Consider the following 23,066-nt stretch of genomic DNA (forward strand, 5'->3'; position numbering starts at 1 on the left):
GCCGCCGCCCCCGCCGCCGCCCGCGCCACGCGCCCCCGCCGCGCGGCTGAACAGCTCGCGGTACAGCGCCGGCGCGCTGCCGCCGTTGTTGTCCTCCAGCGTGCGCTGCAGGCGGCCCAGGTCGAGCGCGGCGGCCACGGCCATGGGCGCATCGCCCATGACGGCGGCCTCGAACAGGTCGAGCGCCTCGGTCGGACCCAGCGCCTCCATGCCCTGGCGGCTGAAGCGCGTCTTGTCGGCATCGCTCAGGCGCGCGGCCATGCCCTGCCCGTCCCACGCGCCCCAGGCCACCGAGGTCGCCGCCAGGCCCTTGGCGCGGCGGTGGTGCGCCAGCGCGTCCAGGAAGGTGTTGGCGGCGGCGTAGTTACCCTGGCCCGGCGCGCCGGTCACGCCGGAGATCGACGAGAACAGCACGAAGAAGTCCAGCGGCAGGTCCTGCGTCAGGCGGTGCAAGTGCCAGGCGCCGTCCACCTTGGGCGCGAACACGGTGTCCAAGCGCTCCGGCGTCAGGCCGGCCAGCATGCCGTCGTCCAGCACCCCGGCGGCGTGCACCACGCCGCGCAGCGGCCGGTCCTCGCCGAACTCGGCCATGACCCGTTGCAGGCCATCGGCGTCGGCCGCATCGCACGCCATCACCGTGGCGCGGGCGCCCAGTTCGGCCAGCTCGGCCACAAAGGCCTCGGCATCCGGCGAGCGCATGCCGCTGCGCGAGGTCAGCACCAGGTCGCGCACCTGATGGTTCTGCACCAGCCACTTCGATACGTAGCGGCCCAGGCCGCCCAGGCCGCCGGTGACCAGCACCGCGCCGTCCGGATCGACCATGCCGCGGCGCTGCGTCGGCACCAGCACCACCTTGCCGACGTGGCGCGCCTGCGCGATGAAGCGCAGCGCGTCCGAAGCATTGTCGAGCGGGAAGGTGCGCAGCGGCAGCGGCTTGAGCTTGCCCTCGGCGAACAGCGCGGCGATCGCGGTCAGCATCTCCTGGATGCGCTCGACGCCGGCCTCGGGCAGGTTGTAGACGCGGTAGGTCACCCCCGGATGGTTGGCCTCGACCCAGGCCGGGTCGCGCAGGTCGATCTTGCCCATCTCCAGAAAGCGTCCGCCCGGCTTGAGCATGGCGAAGCTGGCGTCGATGAACTCGCGCGCCAGGGAGTTGAGCACAATGTCGAAGCTGCGGCCCGGCGCCGTCTCGGCGAAGGTCTGGACGAAGTCCAGGCTGCGCGAGGTGCCGATGTGGTCATCGGCCAGCCCCAGCTTGCGCAGCGCCGGCCACTTCGGTTCGCTGGCGGTGCCGTAGACCTCGGCGCCGTGCAGCCGCGCCAGTTGCACCGCCGCCATGCCGACGCCGCCGGCCGCCGCATGCACCAGCACGCGCTCGCCGGGCTGCATGTTGCCCAGCACGTGCAGGCCGTACCACGCCGTCAGGAAGGTCATGGGAATGGTGGCGGCCTCCTCGAAGCTGAGGTTGTCCGGCTTGGCCACCACCTGCCGCGCATCCACCACGATGGACGAGCCGAAGGCGCCGCGCGCCAGCCCCAGCACCGGATCGCCCGGCTTGAGGTGCTTGACGGCGCTGCCGACTTCGGTGACCACGCCGGCGAACTCCAGGCCCAGCGCGGGAATTTCCACCATGCCCAGGGCGTTCAGCACGTCCAGGAAGTTCACGCCGGTGGCCTTGACCGCGGCGCGGATCTCGCCCGCCGCCAAAGGCTCATCCACCAGCGTCTTGACCGACAGCGGCTGGTCCAGGCGGCCCTTGGTGGCGATTTCCAGGCGCCAGTTGCCTTCGGCCGGCAGCGCCAGTCCGGCGTTCGCCGGCGCCTTCTTCAGGCGTGGCGCCAGGACCTTGCCGCCGCGCAGCGCGCATTCGGGCTCGTCAGCCAGCGCCAGCGCCGATGCCAGCGTGTCCAGGTCGGCCGCGGTCTCGCCCAGATCGACGATGCGCAGGGCCAGTTCCGGATGCTCGTTGCGCGCGGTGCGCAGCAGGCCCCACAACGGACTGGCGCCCAGGTCGGACACCGGATCGTCGCTGCTGGTGCCGACGGCGCCGCGCGTCACCCAGATGACCGGCTTGGCGAAGCCGGCCAGCGCCAGTTCCTGCACCTGCAACAACGCGCTGGCGGCCTGGCGGTGCGACGGCTCGATCACCTGGGCGTCGCCGGCCCACAGCTGGATCACGCCATCGCAGGCCTCGGCCTCGTTCAACTGGGCGATGTCGACCACCTGCGCGCCAGCCTGCATCAGACGCGAGCGCACCTCGTCGGCCCACGGCGTGCCGCTGCCGCCCAGCAGGCCCCAGGTGCCGCCGAACACGGCTTCGGGCGCTTCGACCGGCTGCCATTGCGTGCGGAACAGGAAGCGGTCGATGCCGGCCTGCGCCAGGCGCCGCAGCGCGGCGCGGTCGATGCGGCGCGCGTGCAGGCGCTGCAATCGGCCCACATGCTCGCCGTCGGCGTCATACAGGTCGAGCGAAGCCCAGAACTCGCCCTCGCCCATCTCGAACTGCGCCACCTTGACCCAGACTTCGGCCAGGCCGTCCTTCCAGACCGACAGGCGTTCGGCCTCGAACGGCACGAACACGTCGTCGCCCACCTGCGCCTTCAGGCGTTGCGTCAGCAGCAACGAATGCATCGACGAATCCAGCAGCGCCGGATGCAGGCCGTAGCGGATCGCCGAGGAGGCGGCCGCCTCCGGCAGCGCCACCCGCGCCCAGACATCGCCGTCCACGTGCCAGGCGGCGTTGATGCCCTGGAACGTCGGCCCATAGCCGTAGCCGAGTTCATGCAGGTCCTGGTAGAGCGCGGCCACGTCGATCGGATCGCCGTCCGGCGGCGGCAGCTCGACGGCCTCCTGGCGCGCGACTTGCGCCGCCACCAGCTTGCCTTCGGCATGCAGTTGCCATTCGCCTTCCTCGTCCGCTTCCGGCGAACTGTAGACGTGCACGGTGCGGGCCCCGCCCGATTCCGCGCCCACGGTGATCTGCATGCGCACCGGCGCCCCCGGTGTCAGCACCATCGGCGCCAGGATGATCACGTCGGCCAGGTCCCACGGGCCCTTGACCTGGCGGCCTGCGGCGCGCATGGCTTCGAAAAAGGCGGTGCCCGGCATCAGCACCGCGTCCATCACCTGGTGCTCCTGCACCCAGGCCGGCTCGTCGGCCGCCACCACCGTGGTGAACATCGTCATGTCGGTGCCGGCGATCTGCACGCCGCCGCCCAGCAACTGGTGGTTGGCGTCGTTCAGGCCGGCGCCGACGGTGCGCGTGGGCATCGGTTCGAGCCAGTAGCGCTCGCGCTGGAAGGCATAGGTGGGCAGCTTGACCAGCTCGCCGCCATACGGCGCGAAGAAGCCGCGCCAGTCCACCGCCGCGCCCAGCACGTGCAGCTCGGCCAGGCCCTTCTGCAGGGTCTGGGTCTCGTCCTTGGCCGGGTTGAGCGACGCCACCCAGGTGACCGGACCGTCATCGGCCAGGCAGGCCGCGCCCATGCCCGACAGCACCGGCTGCGGCCCCAGTTCCAGGAAGGCGTTGATGCCCTGCTGGTACAGAGTGCGCATGCCGGCGTTGAAACGCACCGCCTGGCGCGCCTGCTGCACCCAGTACTCGGGCTGGGCCATTTCGCCGCGCCTGGCCAGCTCGCCGGTCAGGCTGCTGACCAGCGCCAGCCTGGGCGTGGCGTAATTGAGCGATTGCGCCACCTGGCGGAAGGCGCCCAACATCGGTTCCAGCAGATGCGAGTGGAAGGCGTGCGACACCTCCAGCCGCTTGGCCTTGCGCTGTTGCTGCTTGAAGTGCGCCACCACCTTGTCGATGCTGTCGAGGTCGCCCGACACCACCGTCTGTTGCGGCGCATTCAGGCCGGCCAGCGAGACCTGCGCGGCCAGGCCGAGCGTGGCCAGGGCAGCCTCGACCTCGGCGGCGCTGGCCTCCAGCGATGCCATGCCACCGCCGGCCGGCAGCGCCTGCATCAGGCGGCCGCGCGCGGCCACCAGGCGGCAGGCGTCGTCCAGGTCGAACACGCCCGCCGCGTGGGCAGCGGCGATTTCGCCGATGCTGTGGCCCAGCAGCAGTTCCGGCTGCACGCCCCAGTTCTCCCACACGCGCCACAATGCCACCTCCAGCGCGAACAACGCCGGCTGGGTGAAGTCGGTGCGGTTGAGCAAGGCCGCCTCGGCCGTGCCGGCCTCGGCGAACATCACATCCAGCAGCGGCTTTTCCAACTCGGTAAAGCGCTGCGCAATGTCGTCCAGCGCCTGGCGGAACACCGGGTTGGACTGGTACAGCCCCTTGCCCATGCCGGGCAACTGGCTGCCCTGGCCGGTAAACAGCAGCGCCAGGCGGCACTCGCGCTCGCGCTCATCGACCATGCTGACCGCGCCCGCCGGCACTTCGCCGGTGCGGGCATACGAGGCCAGCGCATCCAGCAGGTCCGACTTGCCCTTGGCGAACACCACCAGGCGCTTGCGGAAATGCGTGCGGGTGGTGGCCAGCGAATAGGCCACATCCAGGAAGCGGTCCTGGATGTTCATGCCCATGTGCAGGTGCAGCTTGTCGGCCTGCGCGCGCAGCGCCGGCAGGGTGAAGGCCGACAGCACGAAGGGCAGCGATTCCGGCGGCGCCACCGGCTTGGCGGCGCGGGCCGGCGCGACCGGCTTGGGCGGTTCTTCGACAACAACGTGGGCATTGGTGCCGCCAATCCCGAAGGAGCTGACGCCGGCGCGGCGCGGCCGCTCGCCCGCCGGCCATGGCTGCTCCTGCTGCACCAGCGCCATCTGCGCGGCATCCCAGTCCACCGCCGGGGTCGGCTCGACCACGTGCAGGGTGATGGGCAATTTCTCGTGGTGCATCGCCAGCACCGCTTTCATCACGCCGGCCAGGCCGGCCGCCGCCTGGGTGTGGCCCAGGTTGGACTTGACCGAGCCGACCCACAGCGGCCGCTCGGCCGTGTGGCTGCCGCCGAACACCGCCGCCAGGCCATTGCCCTCGATCGGATCGCCCAGCTTGGTGCCGGTGCCGTGCGCCTCCAGGTAGTCGATGTCCGACGGCTGCAGGCCCGACATGGCCAGCGCCTGGCGGATCACGCGCTGCTGCGCCGGGCCGCTGGGCGTGGTCAGGCTGGCGCTGTGGCCGGCGTGGTTGACGGCGGTGCCGCGCAGGATCGCCAGAATCGGATCGCCGTCGCGTTGCGCGTCCGACAGGCGCTTGAGCACCACCACCGCCGCGCCCTCGCTCCAGCCGGTGCCGTCGGTGCTGGACGAGAACGACTTGCAGCGCCCGTCCGGCGACATGCCGCGCAGGCGGCTGAATTCCACGTGCAGGTCGGGCGACAGCATCAGCGTCACGCCCGCGGCCACCGCCAGGTCGCACTCGCCCTGGCGCAGCGCATTGCAGGCCAGGTGCGTGGTCACCAGCGACGACGAGCAGGCGGTGTCGACCGTCATGCTCGGCCCTTCCAGGCCCAGCACATACGAAACCCGGCCCGACATGGTGCTGCCGGCCGAGCCGGTGCCGACGTAGCCGTCCAGGTCGGCCAGGCCGCCAGCCAGCGCCAGGCCATACTCGTGGTAGCCCTTGCCGATGCCGATGAAGACGCCGGTCTGGCTGCCGCGCAGCTGGTCCATCGAATAGCCGGCGTGCTCGATCGCCTCCGACGTGACTTCCAGCATCATGCGCTGGGCCGGATCGAGCGCCCGCGCCTCGCGCGGCGAAATGCCGAAGAACGGCGCGTCGAACAGGTCGATGGGCGTGACGAAGCCGCCGCGCATGCAGTACGACTTGCCGCGCGCGTCCGGGTCGGCGTCATAGATGGCGGCCGCGTCCCAGCGTTCCTTGGGCACTTCGACGATACCGTCGCCGCCGCGTTCGAGCAGGCTCCACAGGTCTTCGGGCGTGTTGACATTGCCCGGCAGGCGGCAGGCCATCGACACAATGGCGATGGGCTCATCGGCCAGCGCATTGCGGCGCTTGGGCGTATTGAGCGCCGCCTTCTTGTTGCCCGCCAGGTGCGCGGCCAGATCCTTGATGGTGAAGTGCTCGTACAGGGTCGAGGTCGATACATTGCGGCCCAGCAGCTTCTGCAATTCGGCCTGCACCCGCACCACCCGCAGCGAATTGCCGCCGATCTTGAAAAAGCTGTCGTGGATGCCGATGCGGTCGTGTCCCAGCACCTCGGCCCAGACCGCCTGCAACTGCTGTTCCAGTTCGTTGGTGGGCTGCACCGCCGGCTCCAGCATCACCTCGGTGGGCTCGGGCAGCGCCTTGCGGTCGATCTTGCCGTTCGGCGTCAGCGGGAACTCGTCCAGCTCGACGAAGAAGTCCGGGATCATGTAGCCCGGCAGGCGCGCCTCCAGCCAGGGCCGCAGCACGCGTTGCAGCGCCGGCCGCGGCGGCGCCCCGGCTGCCGGCTGGTTGGCCCACTGCGCCAGGGTCTCGCGCGTGGCGGCCTGCGGCGCCTGCCAGGCCAGGTCGGGCTGTTCGCCGGCCGGCCAGAACACCGCGTCGAAGGCCCAGATATCGCGCGCCCTGCTGGGCAGCATGGCCATGCGATAGCCGGCCGCCTCGGCGGCCTGCGCCAGGTCGCGTGGATCGATCCACTGGCCCGGCCCGGCCGTGGCCTTGGCGTCGAGTACGTGGCCGACCCGCTGCTGCACGTCGGCCAGCCGGCCGTTGGGAATGTTGGCGATGGCCAGCGGCTTGCCGCCCTTGGCCAGGCGCTGCGCCAGCGCCGCCAGGTCGAGCCCGTCGCGGTGCCAGTCGAGCGCACTCGCGGCCTGCGCCTCGGCGCGGCCGGCGGCGGGCGCGCCAAGATGCAGGATGACGTCGAAGCGGAAACGCGACATCTCGTTGACGTAGGCGCCATCGCGCAGCAGGATCTCGACGCGCGAAATCCGCGGATATACCGACGGCAGGCTGGCGAAGAACTCCGGCGCCAGCACCAGTTCGCGCTCCGAGCGCAGGCCGCGCTGCGCGCGCCGGCGCAGTTCGTCCGCCGACAGGCTGCACAGGCCTTGGAAATTGGCGACGTCGGCGTGGAACGCCTCCAGCAGCGCCAAGTCGCGCACGTCGCCAATGAAAATGCGGCCGTCGGTCACGGCCTGGGTGGCCCAGTCCAGCACGGACAGCAGATAGTCCGCGCTGGGGAAATACTGCGCCACCGAGTTGATGACCACCGTATCGTAGCTGCCCGGCGCCACTTCCGGCAGGTCATGGGCCAGGCGGTGTTCGCACGCGGCCTGCGGCAGGCCGCCAAGGTGGCGGTTGATCTGGTCGACCGCCTGGCTGGAGGCGTCGATGGCCCGGTACTGACTGACCTTGGGCGCCACGCCGAACAGCACCAGGCCGGTGCCCGAGCCGATCTCGAAGACACGCTCCGGGCCGGTGGCCAGGATGCGCTCGACCGTGCGTTGCTGCCAGTCGCGCATCTCGTCCGCCGCGAACGGCAGGCCATCGTAGCTGTTGTGCCAGCCGGCGGTGTTGAAGGTGGGATCGGCCCCGCCCGGCTCGTAGGCGCGGTCCCAGACGTCACGCCACTCGGTCACGGCGGTGGCTTCGGCGCGCCGGTCCTGGGTTGCGCCGGCAGGCGCGGTATTGCGCAGGCAATAGGCCACCAGTTGATCGTTGCGGCCCACCACCACGGCGCGGCCGATATCCTCGTGGCTGGCCACGGCGGCCTCGACCTCGCCCAATTCGATGCGGAAGCCGCGCAGCTTGATCTGGCCGTCATTGCGGCCCAGCACCACCAGCTTGCCCGGCTCCTTGAAGCACGCCAGGTCGCCGGTGCGGTACAGCGCGCCCGGCCCGAACGGGTTGGGACCGAACTGCGCCGCGGTCTGCGCCGCGTCCTTGTGGTAGCCGCGCGCCACGCCGGCGCCACCGATGCACAGCTCGCCAGCGAAGCCGGCCGGCACCGGCGCCAGGTTGGCATCCAGCACGTACAGCTGCGTATTGGCGATGGGCCGGCCGATGACGATGTCCTCGCCCGGCTGCACTTGCCAGACGCTCGACCAGACCGTGGTCTCGGTCGGGCCGTACATGTTCCACACCGACTCGGCGCGCGCCAGCAGCTCGTCGGCCAGGGCACGCGGCAAGGACTCGCCGCCGCACAGCAGGCGCTTGAGCGCGACGGCGCGCGGCCAGCCCGATTGCAGCAGCAACTGCCAGGTGGTGGGCGTGGCCTGCATCATGGTCACGGCATGGCGGCGCATCAGGTCCAGCAGCGTCTGGCCGTCCAGGCTTTCCTGCTGCCGCGCAATCACCACGCTGGCGCCGCTGATCAGCGGCAGGAACAGTTCCAGCGCCGCGATATCGAAGGAGATGGTGGTGACCGCGAGCAGGCTGTCGCCGGCCTCGCAGCCCGGCTGGGTCCGCATCGACAGCAGGAAGTTGCCGAGCGCGCCGTGCGTGACCTCCACCCCCTTGGGCTTGCCGGTGGAACCGGACGTGAAAATCACATAGGCCAGGTCATCGGCCCGCGCCGCGCGCGGCGGATTGGCGCTGTCGTCGTCGGCCTGGGCCAGGGCCGCGCCCAGGTCCAGGCAACGCTCGGCCCAGGGGCTCAGGCTGCCATCGCGCGCCGCCGGCGGCGCGATCAGCAGCGCCGGCTGGGCCGCCTCCAGCATCTGGCGGATACGGTCCGCCGGAAATGCCATGTCGATCGGCACATAGGCCGCGCCCGACTTCAGCACCGCCAGCAGCGCCACCACCATATCGATGGATCGGTCCAGGCACACGCCCACCAACTGCCCGCGCCCGATGCCTTTGCGACGCAGCACGCCGGCCAACCGGTTGGCGCTGGCGTTCAGTTCGCCATATGACATGGCCTGATCGGCGCAGCGCAGCGCCACCCTGCCCTCGTTGCTGGCGGCGGCTTGCTCGAACAGTTCGTGCACCACCGCGCCCAGCGTGGCGTCGTCGTCGGTGGCGTTGAACTGTTCCACCAGCACCTGCCGCTCACTGGCCGACAGCCCCTCGACCGTGCCCAGCGCGCGGTCGGCGCAGGTGGGCAGGCGGCGACACCAGTCGGCCACTTGCGCCGCCAGTTGGGCGGCGGTGCGGCGCGCGATCTTGCGCGGGTTGAAATGCAGTTCGAACGCCTCACCGCCGGCCAGCAGCACGAACTCCAGCGCCGGGCGGTCCTCGTCGGCGGCCAACGCGGCCGGGACCTGGCTCGACACCAGCACATCCGGAGTCAGTTCGCCGCGCGCATGGCGCGCGGCGAGCGTGGCATCGCGGCCGATCTGATCGCGGCGAATCAGGCCATGCCCGCGGGCCGCGTCCAGGGCGGCGGCCACCGCCGCCAGGTTATCCGCCAGCGGCGCCGCCGCATCCAGCCGCGCCAGGACCGGCGCCCAGGCGCAGAACACATCGCGGCAGTCCGCTGCGACTTCGCCGCGCGGCACCGCTACCGCCACGTGCAGATCGGCCGCGCCCGAGGCGCGCGCCAGAAATGTGCACAGGCCACCCACGGCCTGCGCCAGGAAAGCCTGTTCACGGTCCGCGCCGCCCGCAGCGGGCAGCTTGCCGACAATTGGCGCGGTATTGGTCTCGGCCACGGCCGGCCGTGCGTACGGCAGCCGGTACGGCTGCCATGCGTTCCATTGGCCGCGCCAGTACGCCGTCGCGCCCGATGCGGCGGTCCCGGCCGCCGTCACCTGGGCCCGGGCCTGCTCGCCCACCGAAACCAGCCGCGCGCCCGCCCGCAGGCTGCCAGCGCTGACCAGATCGGCGATGGCGACCTCCTCGCCTTCCAGCGTGCACAGCGACTCCAGCCGCAGCACGCGGTTGCCGGTGGCGATGCCGGCGCCGAACGCATCGGCCGCCACCACGTCGCCCGGCGTCGCGCCGTCGGCGCGCGCCTCGATGCTGACCTTGCGCACGGCCAGCACGCGGCCGTCGATCAAGGCCTTGGGCCACACCAGCGGACTGCTGAAGGGACCATGGTCGGTGGCGCGCACCATGGCGGCGATCTGCTCGGCGTCCTGGTGCCAGTCGATCAGGCCTTCGGCCGAGAATTGCGAATGGCGCGAGAAATAGCGGCGCCGCGACAGGTCCTGTGGCGTCTCCTGCTCGCGGCCGGCGGCCAGTTCGTCGACCAGCGCGCCAAAGCTCTGGATCGCGGTCTCGTCGCACTTCAGGCCCAGCGACAGCGCCGTGTCGGTCGATTCGATCGGCACCGCGACGCGCTTGAGGATGCCGCCGCCGTCGATGATCTCGCCGATGCGGTGCCAGGTAATGGCGTAGTCGGTGGCGCGGTCATACACCGCCCAGGCCGGCACGTGCAGGCCCGAGTATTCCGGCAACGGGCCATAGTGGTAGTTGATGCTCATGCGCCCGACGCGCTGCAGCAGCGCGTCCGGGATCACCGAGTAGTTGCCGATACTAAAGAGAATGTCGGCCGACAGCCGCGATTCCGGCTTGACCGCGTCGTCCAGCGCATATTGCGGAATGCCAGCCTTGGCGGCCCACGCGCGCACGGTCAAATCGGTGGAAATCACTGCATTGATGCGGTGCCCCTTCGCCATCAGCAGTTCGCCGCAACGAACCAGAACACTGCCGTCTCCAACCAAAAGCGATACGAAACTCGTCATGATCTGCTCTTCCTTTGAAAGACAATTCCGACCATGGCGACAGCATTTTTTTCTCGTGCGTTGCTTGTCGCCCGCATGCTCGCGTCGACGAATTCTTATACAGATGATTTGAAAATTCCAGACGCGTCACTGCCGCTTCACACGTACGTACACCCCCATTTATTCGAGCAAAAACACGCATTGCCGTATCTCGCCCGCCGCGCCGCAAGAGCGTGCCGCGAATACACGCCAACGTGCTCGAAAGCGCCTGAATCCGGACCTCTGCGTTGTATTTCTCGCGTCATATCGCGGCCGCCACGCGGCCCGATATCGCGCCACCAAGCGCGAGCAACGCGGTACGTACGAGTCCACGCCCGCCCTCCGACGCTACGTATTCGAATACGTGGATGCACGTATAGAGATACGTATTGGTGCAGCCCTACACTTGATTCGCATAAGCACACCACCGCCGCACATCAATGTGCATGGGGAGAGGGACATGTTCGACCACTCGGGCGTTTCGATCGTGGGCAGCGGCCATACGCCGTTCGGCAAACTGGACGCGTTGAATCTTGAGCAACTCATCGTGATGGCGGCCAACGAGGCGATCGAGGACGCCGGTGTCGACCCCGCCGAGATCGATGCGATCTACCTGGGGCATTTCAACGCGGGCCTGGTGCCCGATGCCTTTCCCGCCTCGCTGGTGCACCAGGCGCATCCCGCGCTGCGCTTCAAGCCCGCGACCCGCTGCGAGAACGCCTGTGCCTCGGGCTCGGCCGCCATCCATTCGGGCCTGCGCGCGATCCAATCGGGCGCGGCCGGCACCGTGCTGGTGATCGGCGTCGAAAAGATGACTTCGCGCAGCACCCCCGAAGTGGCCGAAGCCCTGGCCTGCGCCGGCTACAAGAACGACCCGCGCGAAAGCGGCATGAGCTTTCCGCAGCAGTTCGCGCGCCTGGCCGAGAAATACGCCGAACGCTACGACGATCCGCTGCCGGTCATGGCCGCCATCGCCGCCAAGAACCACGCCAACGCCCTGCGCAACCCGCTGGCGCAGCTGCGCCGCGAACTGGACGCCGATTTCTGCAACACGATCTCGGAACGCAATCCCATGATCGCGGCGCCGCTGCGCATGACCGACTGCTCGCCGATCAGCGACGGCGCCGCTGCCGTGATCCTGACCTGCGAGCGGCGCGCGCCGCGCTATGCGCGCCAGGTGCGCTTTCGCGCCGCCACCCAGGTCAACGACATGCTGCCGCTGGAGGGACGCGACCTGCTGGCCTTCGAGGGCCCGCACCGCGCCATGCAGCGCGCCTACGCGGATGCCGGCATCCAGCTGCAGGACCTGGATTTCGCCGAGGTGCACGATTGCTTCACCATCGCCGAGCTGCTGATCTACGAAGCCATGGGCCTGGCCGCGCCGGGCGAAGGCCACCGCGTGCTGGCCGAAGGCACGGTGCGGCGCGACGGCGACCTGCCCATCAATCTGTCGGGCGGGCTCAAGGCCAAGGGCCACCCGGTGGGCGCCACCGGGGTCTCGATGCACGCGCTGGCCTACCGCCAACTGACCGGCCGCGCCGGTGACATGCAACGCCCGGGCGCCGAACTCGGGCTGGTCTTCAACATGGGTGGCATGGCCGTGGCGAACTACGCCTCGGTGCTCGAAGCGGTGCGGGCGTGACGGCATGAACATCGCCAACTGGTTGCAGGCGGCGGCGCTGGAACACGGCGCGCGCCCGGCCCTGTATCGCGGCGCGCAGCTGCACGCCAGCTACCGTGATTTCGCCCGCCGCGCGGCGGCCCTGGCCAACTGGCTGCAACGTGACTACGGCGTGGCCGCGGGCGACCGTATCGCCCTGTTCGCGCGCAACCGGGTCGAATACCTGGAGTTGCTGTACGCGGCCTGGTGGCTGGGCGCGGTGGCGGTGCCCATCAATCCCAAGCTGCACCCGAAGGAAGTCGGCTGGATCGCCGCCAACGCCGATGCCAGCGTCCTATTCACCGACCGGCTCGACGACCTGCCGGCGGACTGCCTGCCAGCCGGCTGCCGCCAGCTGGAAATCGATGGCGCCGGCTACGCCGCGGCCTGCGCCACGGCGGGTCCGTGGGCGCCGCCCGCGGCACTGGATGCGGATGCGCTGGCCTGGCTGTTCTATACGTCCGGCACCACCGGCCGGCCCAAGGGCGTGATGCTGAGCCATCGCAACCTGGTGGCCATGGGCCTGTGCTATGCCGTCGACGTGGAAACCGTGGAGCCCGGCGACGGCATGCTGTACGCCGCCCCCATGTCGCATGGCGCCGGCTTATACCACGTGTTGTACGTGCGCAAGGCGGCCCGCCATATCGTGCCCGACTCGCGCGGCTTCGAACCGGCCGAGATCCTGACGCTGGCCGAACGGAGCGGCCCGCTGTCGTTCTTCGCCGCGCCCACCATGATCAAGCGCCTGGTCGAGCAGGCCCGCGCCGGCGGACGCGATGGCCGCGGCATCAAGACCATCATCTACGGCGGCGCGCCGATGTACCTGGCCGACCTGGAAGACGCGCTGGCAGTGCTGGGCCAGCGCTTCGTGCAGATCTATGGCCAGGGCGAAAGCCCCATGACCATCACCGCCCTGTCGCGCGAGGTGATCGCCGACGCCGCCCATCCCGAGCGCGCGGCGCGGCTGGCCTCGGTCGGCACCGCCCAGAGCTGCATGGAACTGCGCGTGGTCGACGCCGCGCTGCGCACCGTGCCCCTTTGCACCGAGGGCGAGGTGCTGGTGCGCGGCAACGCCGTCATGCAGGGCTACTGGCGCAACGATCCGGCGACCGCCGAAACCCTGGTGGACGGCTGGCTGCGCACCGGCGACATCGGCCGGCTCGACCCCTCCGGCTTCCTGACGCTGACCGACCGCAGCAAGGACGTGATCATCTCCGGCGGCTCCAACATCTACCCGCGCGAAGTCGAGGAAACGTTGGCGCGCCATCCGGGCGTACGCGAGGTGGCGGTGGTGGGCGCGCCCAGCGCGCAATGGGGCGAGGAAGTGGTGGCCTTCGTGGTGTCGCGCCCAGGCGCCACGCTGGCGCCCGAAGAACTGGACGCCTGGTGCCGCGGCGAAATCGCCTCGTTCAAGAAGCCCAAGCGCTACGTATTCCATGAAGAGCTGCCCAAGAACAGCTACGGCAAGATTCTCAAAACCGCATTGCGCGCCACGCTGCGCAGTGCCGAATCCACCGGCTAGGCTGGCACCAGGCCCGGCCCATCAACCGGCGCATCAGAAGCCGGAATCCCCCAAGGAGGAGAGCATGAGAAGACGCGATTTCATCAAGGCGGCCAGCCTGTTGGCGGGCGCCTCGGCCCCGGCCGTCTGGACCGGCCGCGCCGCCGCGGCGGCCAAGCCGGTCAGCATCAAGTTCGATACGTACATCAGCGAGAGCGCCGGCCCCTCGCGGCTGGACGAGTGGTATCTCAAGCAGCTCGAAACCCGCACCAACGGCGCGGTCAAGGTGCGGCGCTACTGGGCCCAGTCGCTCAACAAGGTCGGCGAGCACCTGTCCGCAGTGCGCGACGGCACCTCGGAAATGTCATTGATCTCGCCGGGCTACTACCAGGCCCAGCTGCCCGTGACGCGCGGGCTGGAATGGTACTACCGCATGCACCGGTCAGACGCGCTGCAATGGCTGTGCCGCGATGTGTACGCCGAATACCAGCCGCTGCGCGATGAGTGGGAGCGGCGCTACAACAGCAAGGTGCTGTATTGGACCAACTGGTACTACGCGCCCCTGGTGACGCGCCAGCCGATCCGCTCGATCGATGACCTGCGCGGCAAGCGCATCCGGGGTTATGGCGCCGCCAACGAAGTCATCGAGCGCCTGGGCGGCACCGCCGTGCCGATGGCCGCGCCCGAGGTCTACACCGCGCTGGAGCGCGGCGTGCTGGACGGCGTCTATGGTTTCGACTTCATCACCGCCGTGGCCTACAAGCTGCACGAGATCGCGCCCTACTTCACCGACATCGGCGACGGCCCCCATGGTCCGGCCGCCACCATCATCAACGCGCGGGTCTGGAACGCCTTCCCCGATCCGGTCAAGCAGGCCAGCGACCAGATCGTCAGCGAGATCTACGGCGGCGAATACGCGCGCATCTACGAGGCGGCCGCGCGCCAGTACGTCAAGACCGCCAAGGCCGAGGGCACCAAGTTCTCGTCGCTGCCGCAGGCCGAGAAGGATCGCGCGCGGGCCCTGGTGCAGCCGGCGCAGACCGACGGCTGGGTCGACCGGGTGGCCAAGCCGGCCGGGCTGGACGGCCCCGCGATGCAGGCCCTGGTCGACAAGGCCATCGCCAAGTACGACACGCAGGGCAGCCTGAAGCGCTTCGACGAACTGGCCGCCGAGGCCTGACGCCCCTCCAACGGCCCGGCCTGCGCGCCGGGCCGCCCACTGGCAGAGCATCCATGGACTATTCCACCCGCCTGGGCGCGGTGTTGCGCGCCTTCTCCAACCTGTTCGGCGCCATCGCCACCCTGTTCCTGCTGTTCCTGATGTTCGGCATTACGCTCGACGCCATCGTGCGGGCCCTCTACGGCCATTCCATTCCCGGCCTGTTCGAGATGTCGGAACTGAGCCTGGTGGTGATCGTGTTCCTCGGCCTGGGCTGGACCCAGATGGAAGACGCCCACATCCGTGTCACGCTGCTGCATCGCAAGGTGCCGCCGCGCGTGGCGCAGTGGATGGACGCGCTGGCCTGGCTGGCGGCGGCCGTGGTGCTGGCCCTGCTGGCCTACCCCGCCACCGGCGAGGCGCTCGAATCGATCCAGATCCGCGAGTTTCGCTGGGGCTATGTCGAAGTGCCGATCTGGTGGACCAAGGCCATCGTCGCCGCCGGCCTGTGGTTCGGCGCCCTGCAGATGCTGGCCCAGGCCGGCTGCGCCCTGTGCCGCGCCGCGCCGGTGGCTGCCGCCGCGCCCGCGCTGGCCCCGCATTGAACGCTACCGGACCTTTGCCCCATGGATGACATCACCGTAACCCTGGTCGCCACCGGCCTGATCTTTGTATTGCTGCTGCTGGGCGCGCCGGTATTCGCCGCGCTGGCGCTGGCGGGCATCACCGGCCTGATCCTGGTCGAGGATACCGCCTTCGTGTTGAACCGCCTCAAGTCGTATTCCTACGCCCAGTCGGCCTCGTACCTCCTCACCGTCATCCCGCTGTTCATCCTGATGGGCGCCTTCGCCCATCATGCCGGCGTGGGGCGCAGGCTGTTCGACATGGCGCGCAAATGGGTCGGGCACATGCCCGGAGGGCTGGCCATCGCCAGCGTGCTGACCTGCGCCGGCTTTGCCGCGACCTCGGGCTCCAGCGTCGCCACCGCCGCCACCGTGGGCGCGGTGGCCATCCCCGAGATGAAGCGCACCGGCTACGATCCGCGCCTGTCGGCCGGCGCGGTGGCGGCCGGCGGCGTGCTGGGCGTGCTGATCCCGCCCAGCGTGCTGCTGATCTTCTACGCCGCGCTGACCGAAGTCTCGGCCGGCAAGATGCTGGTGGCCGGCGTGCTGCCCGGCCTGCTGTCGACCCTGGTGTTCATCCTCGGCATCCGCGTCATCAGCGCCTCGCCGCGGATGGCCGCCTCGGTGCTGCCCAAGAGCCCGTGGCGCGAGCGCATCGGCTCGATCCGCAACGGCTGGCAGGTGCTGGTGTTGTTCGCGATCGTGCTGGGCGGCATCTACCTGGGTTTCGTCACGGCGACCGAAGCCGCCGCGGTCGGCGCCTTCGCCGCGTTCGTCATGCTGCTATGCGCCCGCCAGGCGCGCGGCCAACTGCGCGGCAAGCTGGTCGAAAGCCTGCGCAGCGCCGTCACCACCACCGTGATGATCCTGTTCACCATGCTGGGCGCGGGCCTCTTCAGCCTGTTCCTCAGCCTGGTGCAGATCCCGCAGCAGATCGCCCAGGGAATCGTGTCCTCGGACATTCCGCCGCTGCTGGTGGTCGGCCTGATGCTGCTGGCCTACTTCCCGCTGGGCATGTTCCTGGACGCGTTCTCGATGCTGGTGATCACGCTGCCGATCATGTTTCCCACCGTGGTGTCGCTGGGCTTTGACCCGATCTGGTTCGGCATCCTGGCCGTGAAGATGTGCGAGATCGGCCTGATCACGCCACCGGTCGGGCTGAATGTGTTCGTCATCGCGGGCATCGACCGCCAGACGCCGCTGACGCACATCTTCCAGGGCGCCTGGTGGTTCGTCATCATGGAGGTGGTCACCACGCTGATCCTGTTCTTTTTCCCGGTGATCGTCACGATCCTGCCCGAGATGATGCTGGGAAAATGAAACAGGATGCGCGGCGCCGGTCAGGCCATGTTGTCGACCAGGATGATCTTCGAGACCAGTTCGGCGGTGTTTTTCGCGTCCAGCTTGCGCATGATGCGGGCGCGGTGCACCTCCACCGTGCGGTAGGAGATATCCAGCCGCATGGCGATCTCCTTACAGCTCAGCCCGTTGGCGACGTAAGCGGATATTTCCCGCTCGCGCCGCGTCAGGTTGGCCGTGCGCAGGCAGCTCTCGGCGATGCGCTCGAAGCTCCAGATCATCAGGTCGAAGGGGTCCTCCGGGGTCAGGGTGATGCCGCGCGCCCGCGCCCAGAACACCTCGCGGCTGCGATGCTGCATGAAGCGCTCGTCTTCGTAGTAGCAATTGCTTTCCAGGTGCTTGAGGCAACGTTGACCGATCTGGTGAAAATCGGACAGCGAGGGATAAAGCTGCAGAATGGATTTGCCCACCAGTTCCCTGCGCGTGTAGCCGAACAGATTTGCGAAGGAGTGATTGCATTCCGAGATCTTGCGCGCGCTGCAGATGACTTGCGGCGCGGGAGATTCCTTGAAGGCGAGCAATGTCAGGTGAAAGTCACTCATATTGTCTCCCCGGATAGCGTGCCGGTTTTGCCGTTGCGCAGCGGAATCCGTTGCGCTTTTGTGGCGGCCCGCATCTTGTCCGTGCGGGCTTCGAGGCGCCAGTGTATAAGAAGCTATCGGCACCTGGAATGGGCTTTTTCCTGCGGTTTCAGACGGGTTTTCGCGCTGCCCGCGGCGCCGTCTGGCGCGCCATCGCGCGGACGATTTCCAGGCCCCTGCCGGGCGATCCGCCGCGCGGTGCCGGCCAGGATGGCCCGGCGCATTCCAACACTGTTTCATTCCTTGCATGCCACTGCCCCCGACTTCCCCTTCCATACCCGCCCGCCAGGGCGGCCGGCCATGATTGACACGCAGGCCGGCCACCTGCCCGACTTGCCGCTGGGGTCGCGCGTGGCGCAGCGGCTGGCCTGGATCACGCCCGGCGCCACGGCGCCAGGCGGCTTGCCGCCGGGGCAGCGCCGGCAGGCGGAGTTCGAGGCCGGCCGGCGCCTGGCGGCGGCGCTGCTGCAGGCGCTGGACGCCCCCGGCACGCAGGTCGGCGTGGCCGGCGACAGGTCGCCCATCTGGCCCAAAGGTTACGTCGGCTCCATCAGCCACAGCCGCCGGCTGGTGGCCGTGGCGGTGGCGCGGCGGCGCGAGGTGCGCGCGCTCGGCATCGACATCGAGGCGATTGCCGATGCGCGCGCGGTGGAAGCCATTGAATCGGTCTGCATGCGGCCCGAGGAACGCGGCTTCGATGCCGGCGCGCTGACACGCGCCGAGTTCGCCACGCTGCTGTTCTCGGCCAAGGAAGCGTTCTACAAATGCATGCAGCCGCTCACGCGCGTCGAATTCGACTTTCCCGACGTCACCATTACCCGCATCGATCCGGCCGCGCAGCGCCTGGAACTGCGCCTGCTGCGCGCGGCCACGCCGGAATTCGGGCCGGGTCACCTGTTCCAATGCGGCTATCGCAGCGCACAAGGCCACGTCTATACTGCCTTGGAGATTGATCCTTGAAGCCTCCCCTTTACGTTGTCCCCCATCGACAAGGAGCGTTCACATGTCTGATCCCATCGTTATCGTGAGTGCCGTGCGCACCCCGCTGGCCGCCTTCCAGGGCGAATTTTCCACGCTGTCCGCCAATGAGCTGGGCGCCGTCGCCATCGGCGCCGCGCTCGAGCGCGCAGGCCTCAAGCCCGATCAGGTCGACGCGGTGCTGATGGGCAACGTGCTGCAGGCCGGCCAGGGCCAGGCCCCGGCGCGCCAGGCGTCCATCAAGGCGGGCATCCCGTCGTCGGTGGGCGCCATCACCGTGTCCAAGGTATGCGGCTCGGGCATGCAGGCTGCCATGCTGGCCCATGACGGCATCATCGCCGACACCTACGGCGTGGTGGTGGCCGGCGGCATGGAATCCATGACCAACGCGCCTTACCTGCTGACCAAGGCGCGCGGCGGCTATCGCGCCGGCCACGCCACCATGTACGACCACATGATGCTCGACGGCCTGGAAGACGCCTACCAGGTGGGCCGCGCCATGGGCACGTTCGGCGAGGACTGCGCCGCCAAGTACGGCTTCACCCGCGAGGAACAGGACACCTTCGCCATGGAATCGGTCTCGCGCGCGCAGAAGGCCGCCCGCGACGGCGTGCTGAAATGGGAAACCGTGCCCGTCACCATCAAGTCCAAGAAGGGCGACACGGTGGTCGAGCAGGACGAGCGTCCGCAAAAGCTCAACGTCGAGAAGATTCCGACGCTCAAGCCGGCCTTCGCCGCCAACGGCACCATCACCGCCGCGTCCTCGTCGGGCAACGCCGACGGCGCCGCCGCGCTGGTGCTGATGCGCGAGTCCACCGCCAAGAAGCTCGGCTGCAAGCCCATCGCCCGCATCGTCGGCCATGCCAGCTTCGCGCAGGAACCCGAGTGGTTCACCACCGCCCCGGTCGGCGCGATCAAGAAGCTCTACGACAAGACCGGCTGGAAGACCGCCGACGTCGATCTGTTCGAGATCAACGAAGCCTTTGCCGCGGTCACCATGGCCGCCATGAAGGAACACGGCATCCCGCGCGACAAGGTCAACATCCACGGCGGCGCCTGCGCGGTCGGCCACCCGATCGGCGCTTCGGGCGCGCGCATCATGGTGTCGCTGCTGGGCGCGCTCAAGGCGACGCAAGGCAAGCGCGGCGTGGCGACGCTGTGCATTGGCGGCGGCGAGGCCACCGCGATCGCGCTGGAAATGGCCTGAAGCGGCGCGCCCCGGGCGGGGCGGGCCTGAAAAATGGTCACGCCCCCGTTTGCAGACGTCACTGAATTGCGCGCAAACGTATCCGCGGCGCCCCCGGCGCCGCCCTGCCGCGCCGGGCCACCCCACAGTGGCCCGCCGACACAGGAAAACACATTGCGAAACTTGAAGCCTCCCCGCCAGCGTTGCGATCATGGCCGGACACACATCCGGAACAAGGAGGTTTCATGCAGCGTTCCAAAACCGCAATCCTATCGGCCCTCATGGTGACGGCCGCGCTGTCCGCCGCGCCCGTCCTGGCGGCGCAGAACGCCCCCGCCGGCCAGGCACAATCACAGGCGCCGATGGCGCCGGCCGCCGCGCAGCCCACCGACCAGCAGTTGCAGCGCTTCGCCTCGGCATCGCAGAAGGTCTCGGGCGTGGTGAACGAGTACCGTCCCAAGGTCGACGCCGCCAAGACCGATGCCGACAAACAAAAGGTGATCCAGGAGGCCGACGCCAAGATGGTCAAGCTGGTGCGGGCCGATGGCCTGTCGGTCGAGGAGTTCAACGGCATCGGCCGCGCCGTGCAGCAGAACCCGCAGGTCAAGCAGCGCCTGATGAACATGGGCCAGGCCGGCGCCGCCACGCAGTAAGCGCCGCGCGCGCCGGCATGGCCGCGCCCGGCCGGCCGGCGCTCGCGGCCGCGCCGCCATCGGAGGTATCCTAGAGCGCTGTCCCCAGGCCCGGGGCCTCTTCCTCCAAGGAGCGCGGCATCTTGACATCCGATCTCATCCTCTACGACCTGGCCGGCGCCGACCCGACGCTGCGCTTCAGTCCGCATTGCTGGAAAACGCACATGGCGCTGGCCCACAAGGGCCTGGACGCCAAGACAGTGCCCTGGCGCTTCACCGACAAGGAAGCGATCGAATTCTCGGGCCAGAAACTGGTGCCGGTGCTGGTGCACGGCGAGCACGTGGTCAGCGATTCCTGGCAGATCGCCTGTTACCTGGAAGACACCTTCCCCGACCGTCCGTCGCTGTTCGGCGGCGACACCGGCCGCGCCCTGAGCCTGTTCGCCAACAGCTGGGCCGACACCACCCTGGTGCCGACGCTGGCGCGGCTGCTGCTGCCGGAAATCCACGCGCTGATCGACGCCAAGGACAAGGACTACTTCCGCCACACGCGCGAAAAGCGCTTCGGCCCGCTCGAAGACCTGCCCGCCTCGCGCGACGAACAGCTCGCGGCCTTGCGCGCATCGCTGCTGCCGCTGCGCCAGATGCTGGCGCGGCAGCCATACCTGGCCGGCACGCAGCCGGCCTACGCGGACTATGCGGTATTCGGTTTCTTCATGTGGGCGCGCTGCACCAGCGCGCTGGAACTGCTGGCGGACGACGATCCGGTGGCCGCGTGGCGCGAGCGGCTGCTCGACGCCCATGGCGGGCTGGCGCGTCAGGCGCCGGTGGCGGCGGCGTAACCGGATACCCGCAGGCGGGCACCCGCCGGCGCCAGGCGCTGGCCGCCCCGGCGGGCAGCCACGCCAGGGCGCGGCTCAGGTCTTCAGGCGATAGCCGGTCTTGAAGATCCAGCGCACCACCACCAGGCAGATGGCCAGAAACACCAGCGTCATGGCGACGCTGACGGTGACGTTCACGTCGGCCACGCCATAGAACGCCCAGCGAAAACCGCTGACCAGGTAAACCACCGGATTGAACAGCGTCACCGCCTGCCAGAACGGCGGCAGCATCTTGATGGAATAGAACGTGCCGCCCAGGAAGGTCAGCGGCGTGATGATCATCAGCGGAATGATCTGCAGCTTCTCGAAGCCGTCGGCCCAGACGCCGATGATGAAGCCGAACAGGCTGAAGGTGACGGCCGTAAGCAGCAGGAAGCCCAGCATCCAGAACGGATGCGCGATCTCGAACGGCACGAACAGACGCGCCGTGGCCAGCATGATCAGCCCCAGGATGATGGACTTGCTGGCCGCCGCCCCGACATAGCCGGCCACGATCTCCAGGTACGAAATGGGCGCCGAGTGGATCTCATAGATGGTGCCCGAAAAGCGCGGCATGTAAATGCCGAACGAGGCGTTGGCCACGCTCTGGGTCAGCAGCGACAGCATGATCAGGCCGGGCACGATGAAGGCGCCGTAGCTGACGCCGTCGATCTGCACCATGTGCGAACCGATGGCCGAGCCGAACACCACGAAGTACAGGGAAGTGGAAATGACCGGCGACAGCACGCTCTGCATCAGGGTGCGCCAGGCGCGGGCCATTTCGAAGCGATAGATGGCGCGGATTGCGTAGAAATTCATGATTGTCCGTGCACCAGGCTGACGAAGATCTCCTCGAGCGAGCTTTCCGAGGAATTGAGGTCGGTGAATTCGATGTCCAGTTCGGTCAGGCGCCGCAGCAGGCCGGAGATCTCTCCGCCGCCCTGGTTGTCGTAGGTGTAGACCAGCTGGCGGCCATCGGCCGACATTTCCAGGTGGAACGGCTCCAGCGCCGTCGGGATGCCCGGCAGCGGCGCTTTCAGCGTCAGCGTCAGGCGGCGCTTGCCCAGCTTGGTCATGAGCGCGTCTTTTTCCTCGACCAGAATGATCTCGCCCTTGCGGATCACGCCGACGCGGTCGGCCATCTCCTGGGCTTCCTCGATGTAATGGGTGGTCAGGATGATGGTGACGCCGTTCTCGCGCAGCTGCCGCACCATGTCCCACATGCCGCGCCGCAATTCGACGTCGACGCCGGCGGTGGGTTCGTCCAGGAACAGGATCTTGGGTTCGTGCGACAGCGCCTTGGCGATCATCACGCGCCGCTTCATGCCGCCGGACAGGGCCATGATGCGGCTGTCCTTCTTGTCCCACAGCGACAGGTCGCGCAGCACCTTCTCGATGTATGCGGGGTTCGCGGGCTTACCGAACAGGCCGCGGCTGAACGTCACCGTGTTCCACACGCTTTCGAAAGCGTCGGTGGAGATTTCCTGCGGCACCAGGCCGATCGCGCTGCGCGCGGCCCGGAAGTCGGTGAGAATGTCATGGCCGTCGGCCAGCACGCGGCCCTCGGTCGGGTTGACGATGCCGCAGATGATGCTGATGAGCGTGGTCTTGCCGGCGCCGTTGGGGCCGAGCAAGGCGAAGATCTCACCGCGTTGGATTTCCAGGTCGACGCGCTTGAGCGCCTGGAATCCGGAGGCATATCGCTTGGATAGGCCTTGAACTGAAATGACAGGCTGCACTCTTGCTCCCGGCGTGGTGGTCAGCCGCTGATTTTACCCCTCGGGCGCGGGCGGCTTGTTCGGGCTGGCGGAACGGTGTGTTTGGAAAATGCAATAAATGGGACCGCCTGCCTTACACTTCGCTGGCAGGACAATAACAGGGCGGAATACGCCCACATACCGGGGAGCCGGGCCCTCCAGGCCCGC

The 23,066-nt window shown here is 68.8% G+C and carries 13 protein-coding genes; 9 read left to right on the forward strand and 4 right to left on the reverse strand.

Features of this window, described 5'->3' with window-relative positions; all coding sequences use genetic code 11:
* Nucleotides 1–10,584 (reverse strand): polyketide synthase (locus tag HV701_RS08310; protein ID WP_254595142.1); only part of this gene is annotated, 10,584 nt, incomplete at its 3' end.
* 478 nt (nt 10,585–11,062) lie between these two features.
* Here HV701_RS08310 and HV701_RS08315 point away from each other — a divergent pair.
* The 5 genes from HV701_RS08315 (at nt 11,063) to HV701_RS08335 (ending at nt 16,865) form a co-directional block, all read left to right on the forward strand.
* Nucleotides 11,063–12,244, forward strand: coding sequence for an acetyl-CoA acetyltransferase (locus HV701_RS08315; RefSeq protein WP_175132594.1), 1,182 nt, complete (start codon nt 11,063–11,065; stop codon nt 12,242–12,244).
* Between the two features lie 4 nt (nt 12,245–12,248).
* Entirely contained in the window at nt 12,249–13,784 is a 1,536-nt protein-coding gene (locus HV701_RS08320) for a class I adenylate-forming enzyme family protein (protein ID WP_175132595.1), read from the forward strand.
* Nucleotides 13,785–13,848: 64 nt separating this feature from the next.
* Nucleotides 13,849–14,943 carry a TRAP transporter substrate-binding protein gene (locus HV701_RS08325; protein WP_175132596.1) on the forward strand — a complete coding sequence of 365 codons (1,095 nt, stop codon included), beginning with the start codon at nt 13,849–13,851 and terminating at the stop codon, nt 14,941–14,943.
* A gap of 53 nt (nt 14,944–14,996) precedes the next feature.
* The gene (locus tag HV701_RS08330; RefSeq protein ID WP_175132597.1) at nt 14,997–15,527 is read left to right on the forward strand and encodes a TRAP transporter small permease subunit; all 531 of its coding nucleotides are present in this window, start codon (nt 14,997–14,999) and stop codon (nt 15,525–15,527) included.
* Between the two features lie 21 nt (nt 15,528–15,548).
* Nucleotides 15,549–16,865, forward strand: a complete 1,317-nt coding sequence (locus HV701_RS08335; protein WP_175132598.1) for a TRAP transporter large permease — start codon at nt 15,549–15,551, stop codon at nt 16,863–16,865.
* A gap of 20 nt (nt 16,866–16,885) precedes the next feature.
* On the opposite strand, the gene HV701_RS08340 is transcribed toward HV701_RS08335, so the two are convergent.
* A complete protein-coding gene (locus HV701_RS08340; RefSeq protein ID WP_175132599.1) occupies nt 16,886–17,446 on the reverse strand; it encodes a LuxR family transcriptional regulator in 561 nt (186 codons plus the stop codon).
* Nucleotides 17,447–17,785: 339 nt separating this feature from the next.
* On the opposite strand from HV701_RS08340, the gene HV701_RS08345 reads away from it, so the two are divergent.
* The 4 genes from HV701_RS08345 (at nt 17,786) to HV701_RS08360 (ending at nt 21,123) form a co-directional block, all read left to right on the forward strand.
* Complete coding sequence (locus HV701_RS08345; protein ID WP_175132600.1) at nt 17,786–18,445, forward strand: 4'-phosphopantetheinyl transferase family protein; 660 nt, start codon at nt 17,786–17,788, stop codon at nt 18,443–18,445.
* 43 nt (nt 18,446–18,488) lie between these two features.
* On the forward strand, nt 18,489–19,670 hold the full coding sequence (locus tag HV701_RS08350; protein ID WP_175132601.1) for an acetyl-CoA C-acyltransferase: 1,182 nt from the start codon (nt 18,489–18,491) through the stop codon (nt 19,668–19,670).
* A 224-nt stretch (nt 19,671–19,894) separates the two neighbouring features.
* The gene (locus tag HV701_RS08355) at nt 19,895–20,302 is read left to right on the forward strand and encodes a DUF4168 domain-containing protein (protein WP_175132602.1); all 408 of its coding nucleotides are present in this window, start codon (nt 19,895–19,897) and stop codon (nt 20,300–20,302) included.
* 122 nt (nt 20,303–20,424) lie between these two features.
* On the forward strand, nt 20,425–21,123 hold the full coding sequence (locus HV701_RS08360; protein ID WP_175132603.1) for a glutathione S-transferase family protein: 699 nt from the start codon (nt 20,425–20,427) through the stop codon (nt 21,121–21,123).
* A gap of 75 nt (nt 21,124–21,198) precedes the next feature.
* Here the strand turns inward: HV701_RS08360 and HV701_RS08365 are convergent, their stop codons facing one another.
* Together HV701_RS08365 and HV701_RS08370 are read right to left on the reverse strand one after the other, a co-directional pair.
* Nucleotides 21,199–21,960: an ABC transporter permease gene (locus HV701_RS08365; RefSeq protein ID WP_175132604.1), complete on the reverse strand. Its 762-nt coding sequence runs from the start codon at nt 21,958–21,960 to the stop codon at nt 21,199–21,201.
* Complete coding sequence (locus HV701_RS08370) at nt 21,957–22,880, reverse strand: ABC transporter ATP-binding protein (protein WP_175132605.1); 924 nt, start codon at nt 22,878–22,880, stop codon at nt 21,957–21,959. The genes HV701_RS08365 and HV701_RS08370 overlap by 4 nt, the downstream gene beginning before the upstream one ends.
* Nucleotides 22,881–23,066 lie beyond the last annotated feature (186 nt).

Origin of the sequence: Achromobacter pulmonis, assembly GCF_902859765.1 — a bacterium.
GTDB lineage: Bacteria > Pseudomonadota > Gammaproteobacteria > Burkholderiales > Burkholderiaceae_B > Achromobacter > Achromobacter pulmonis.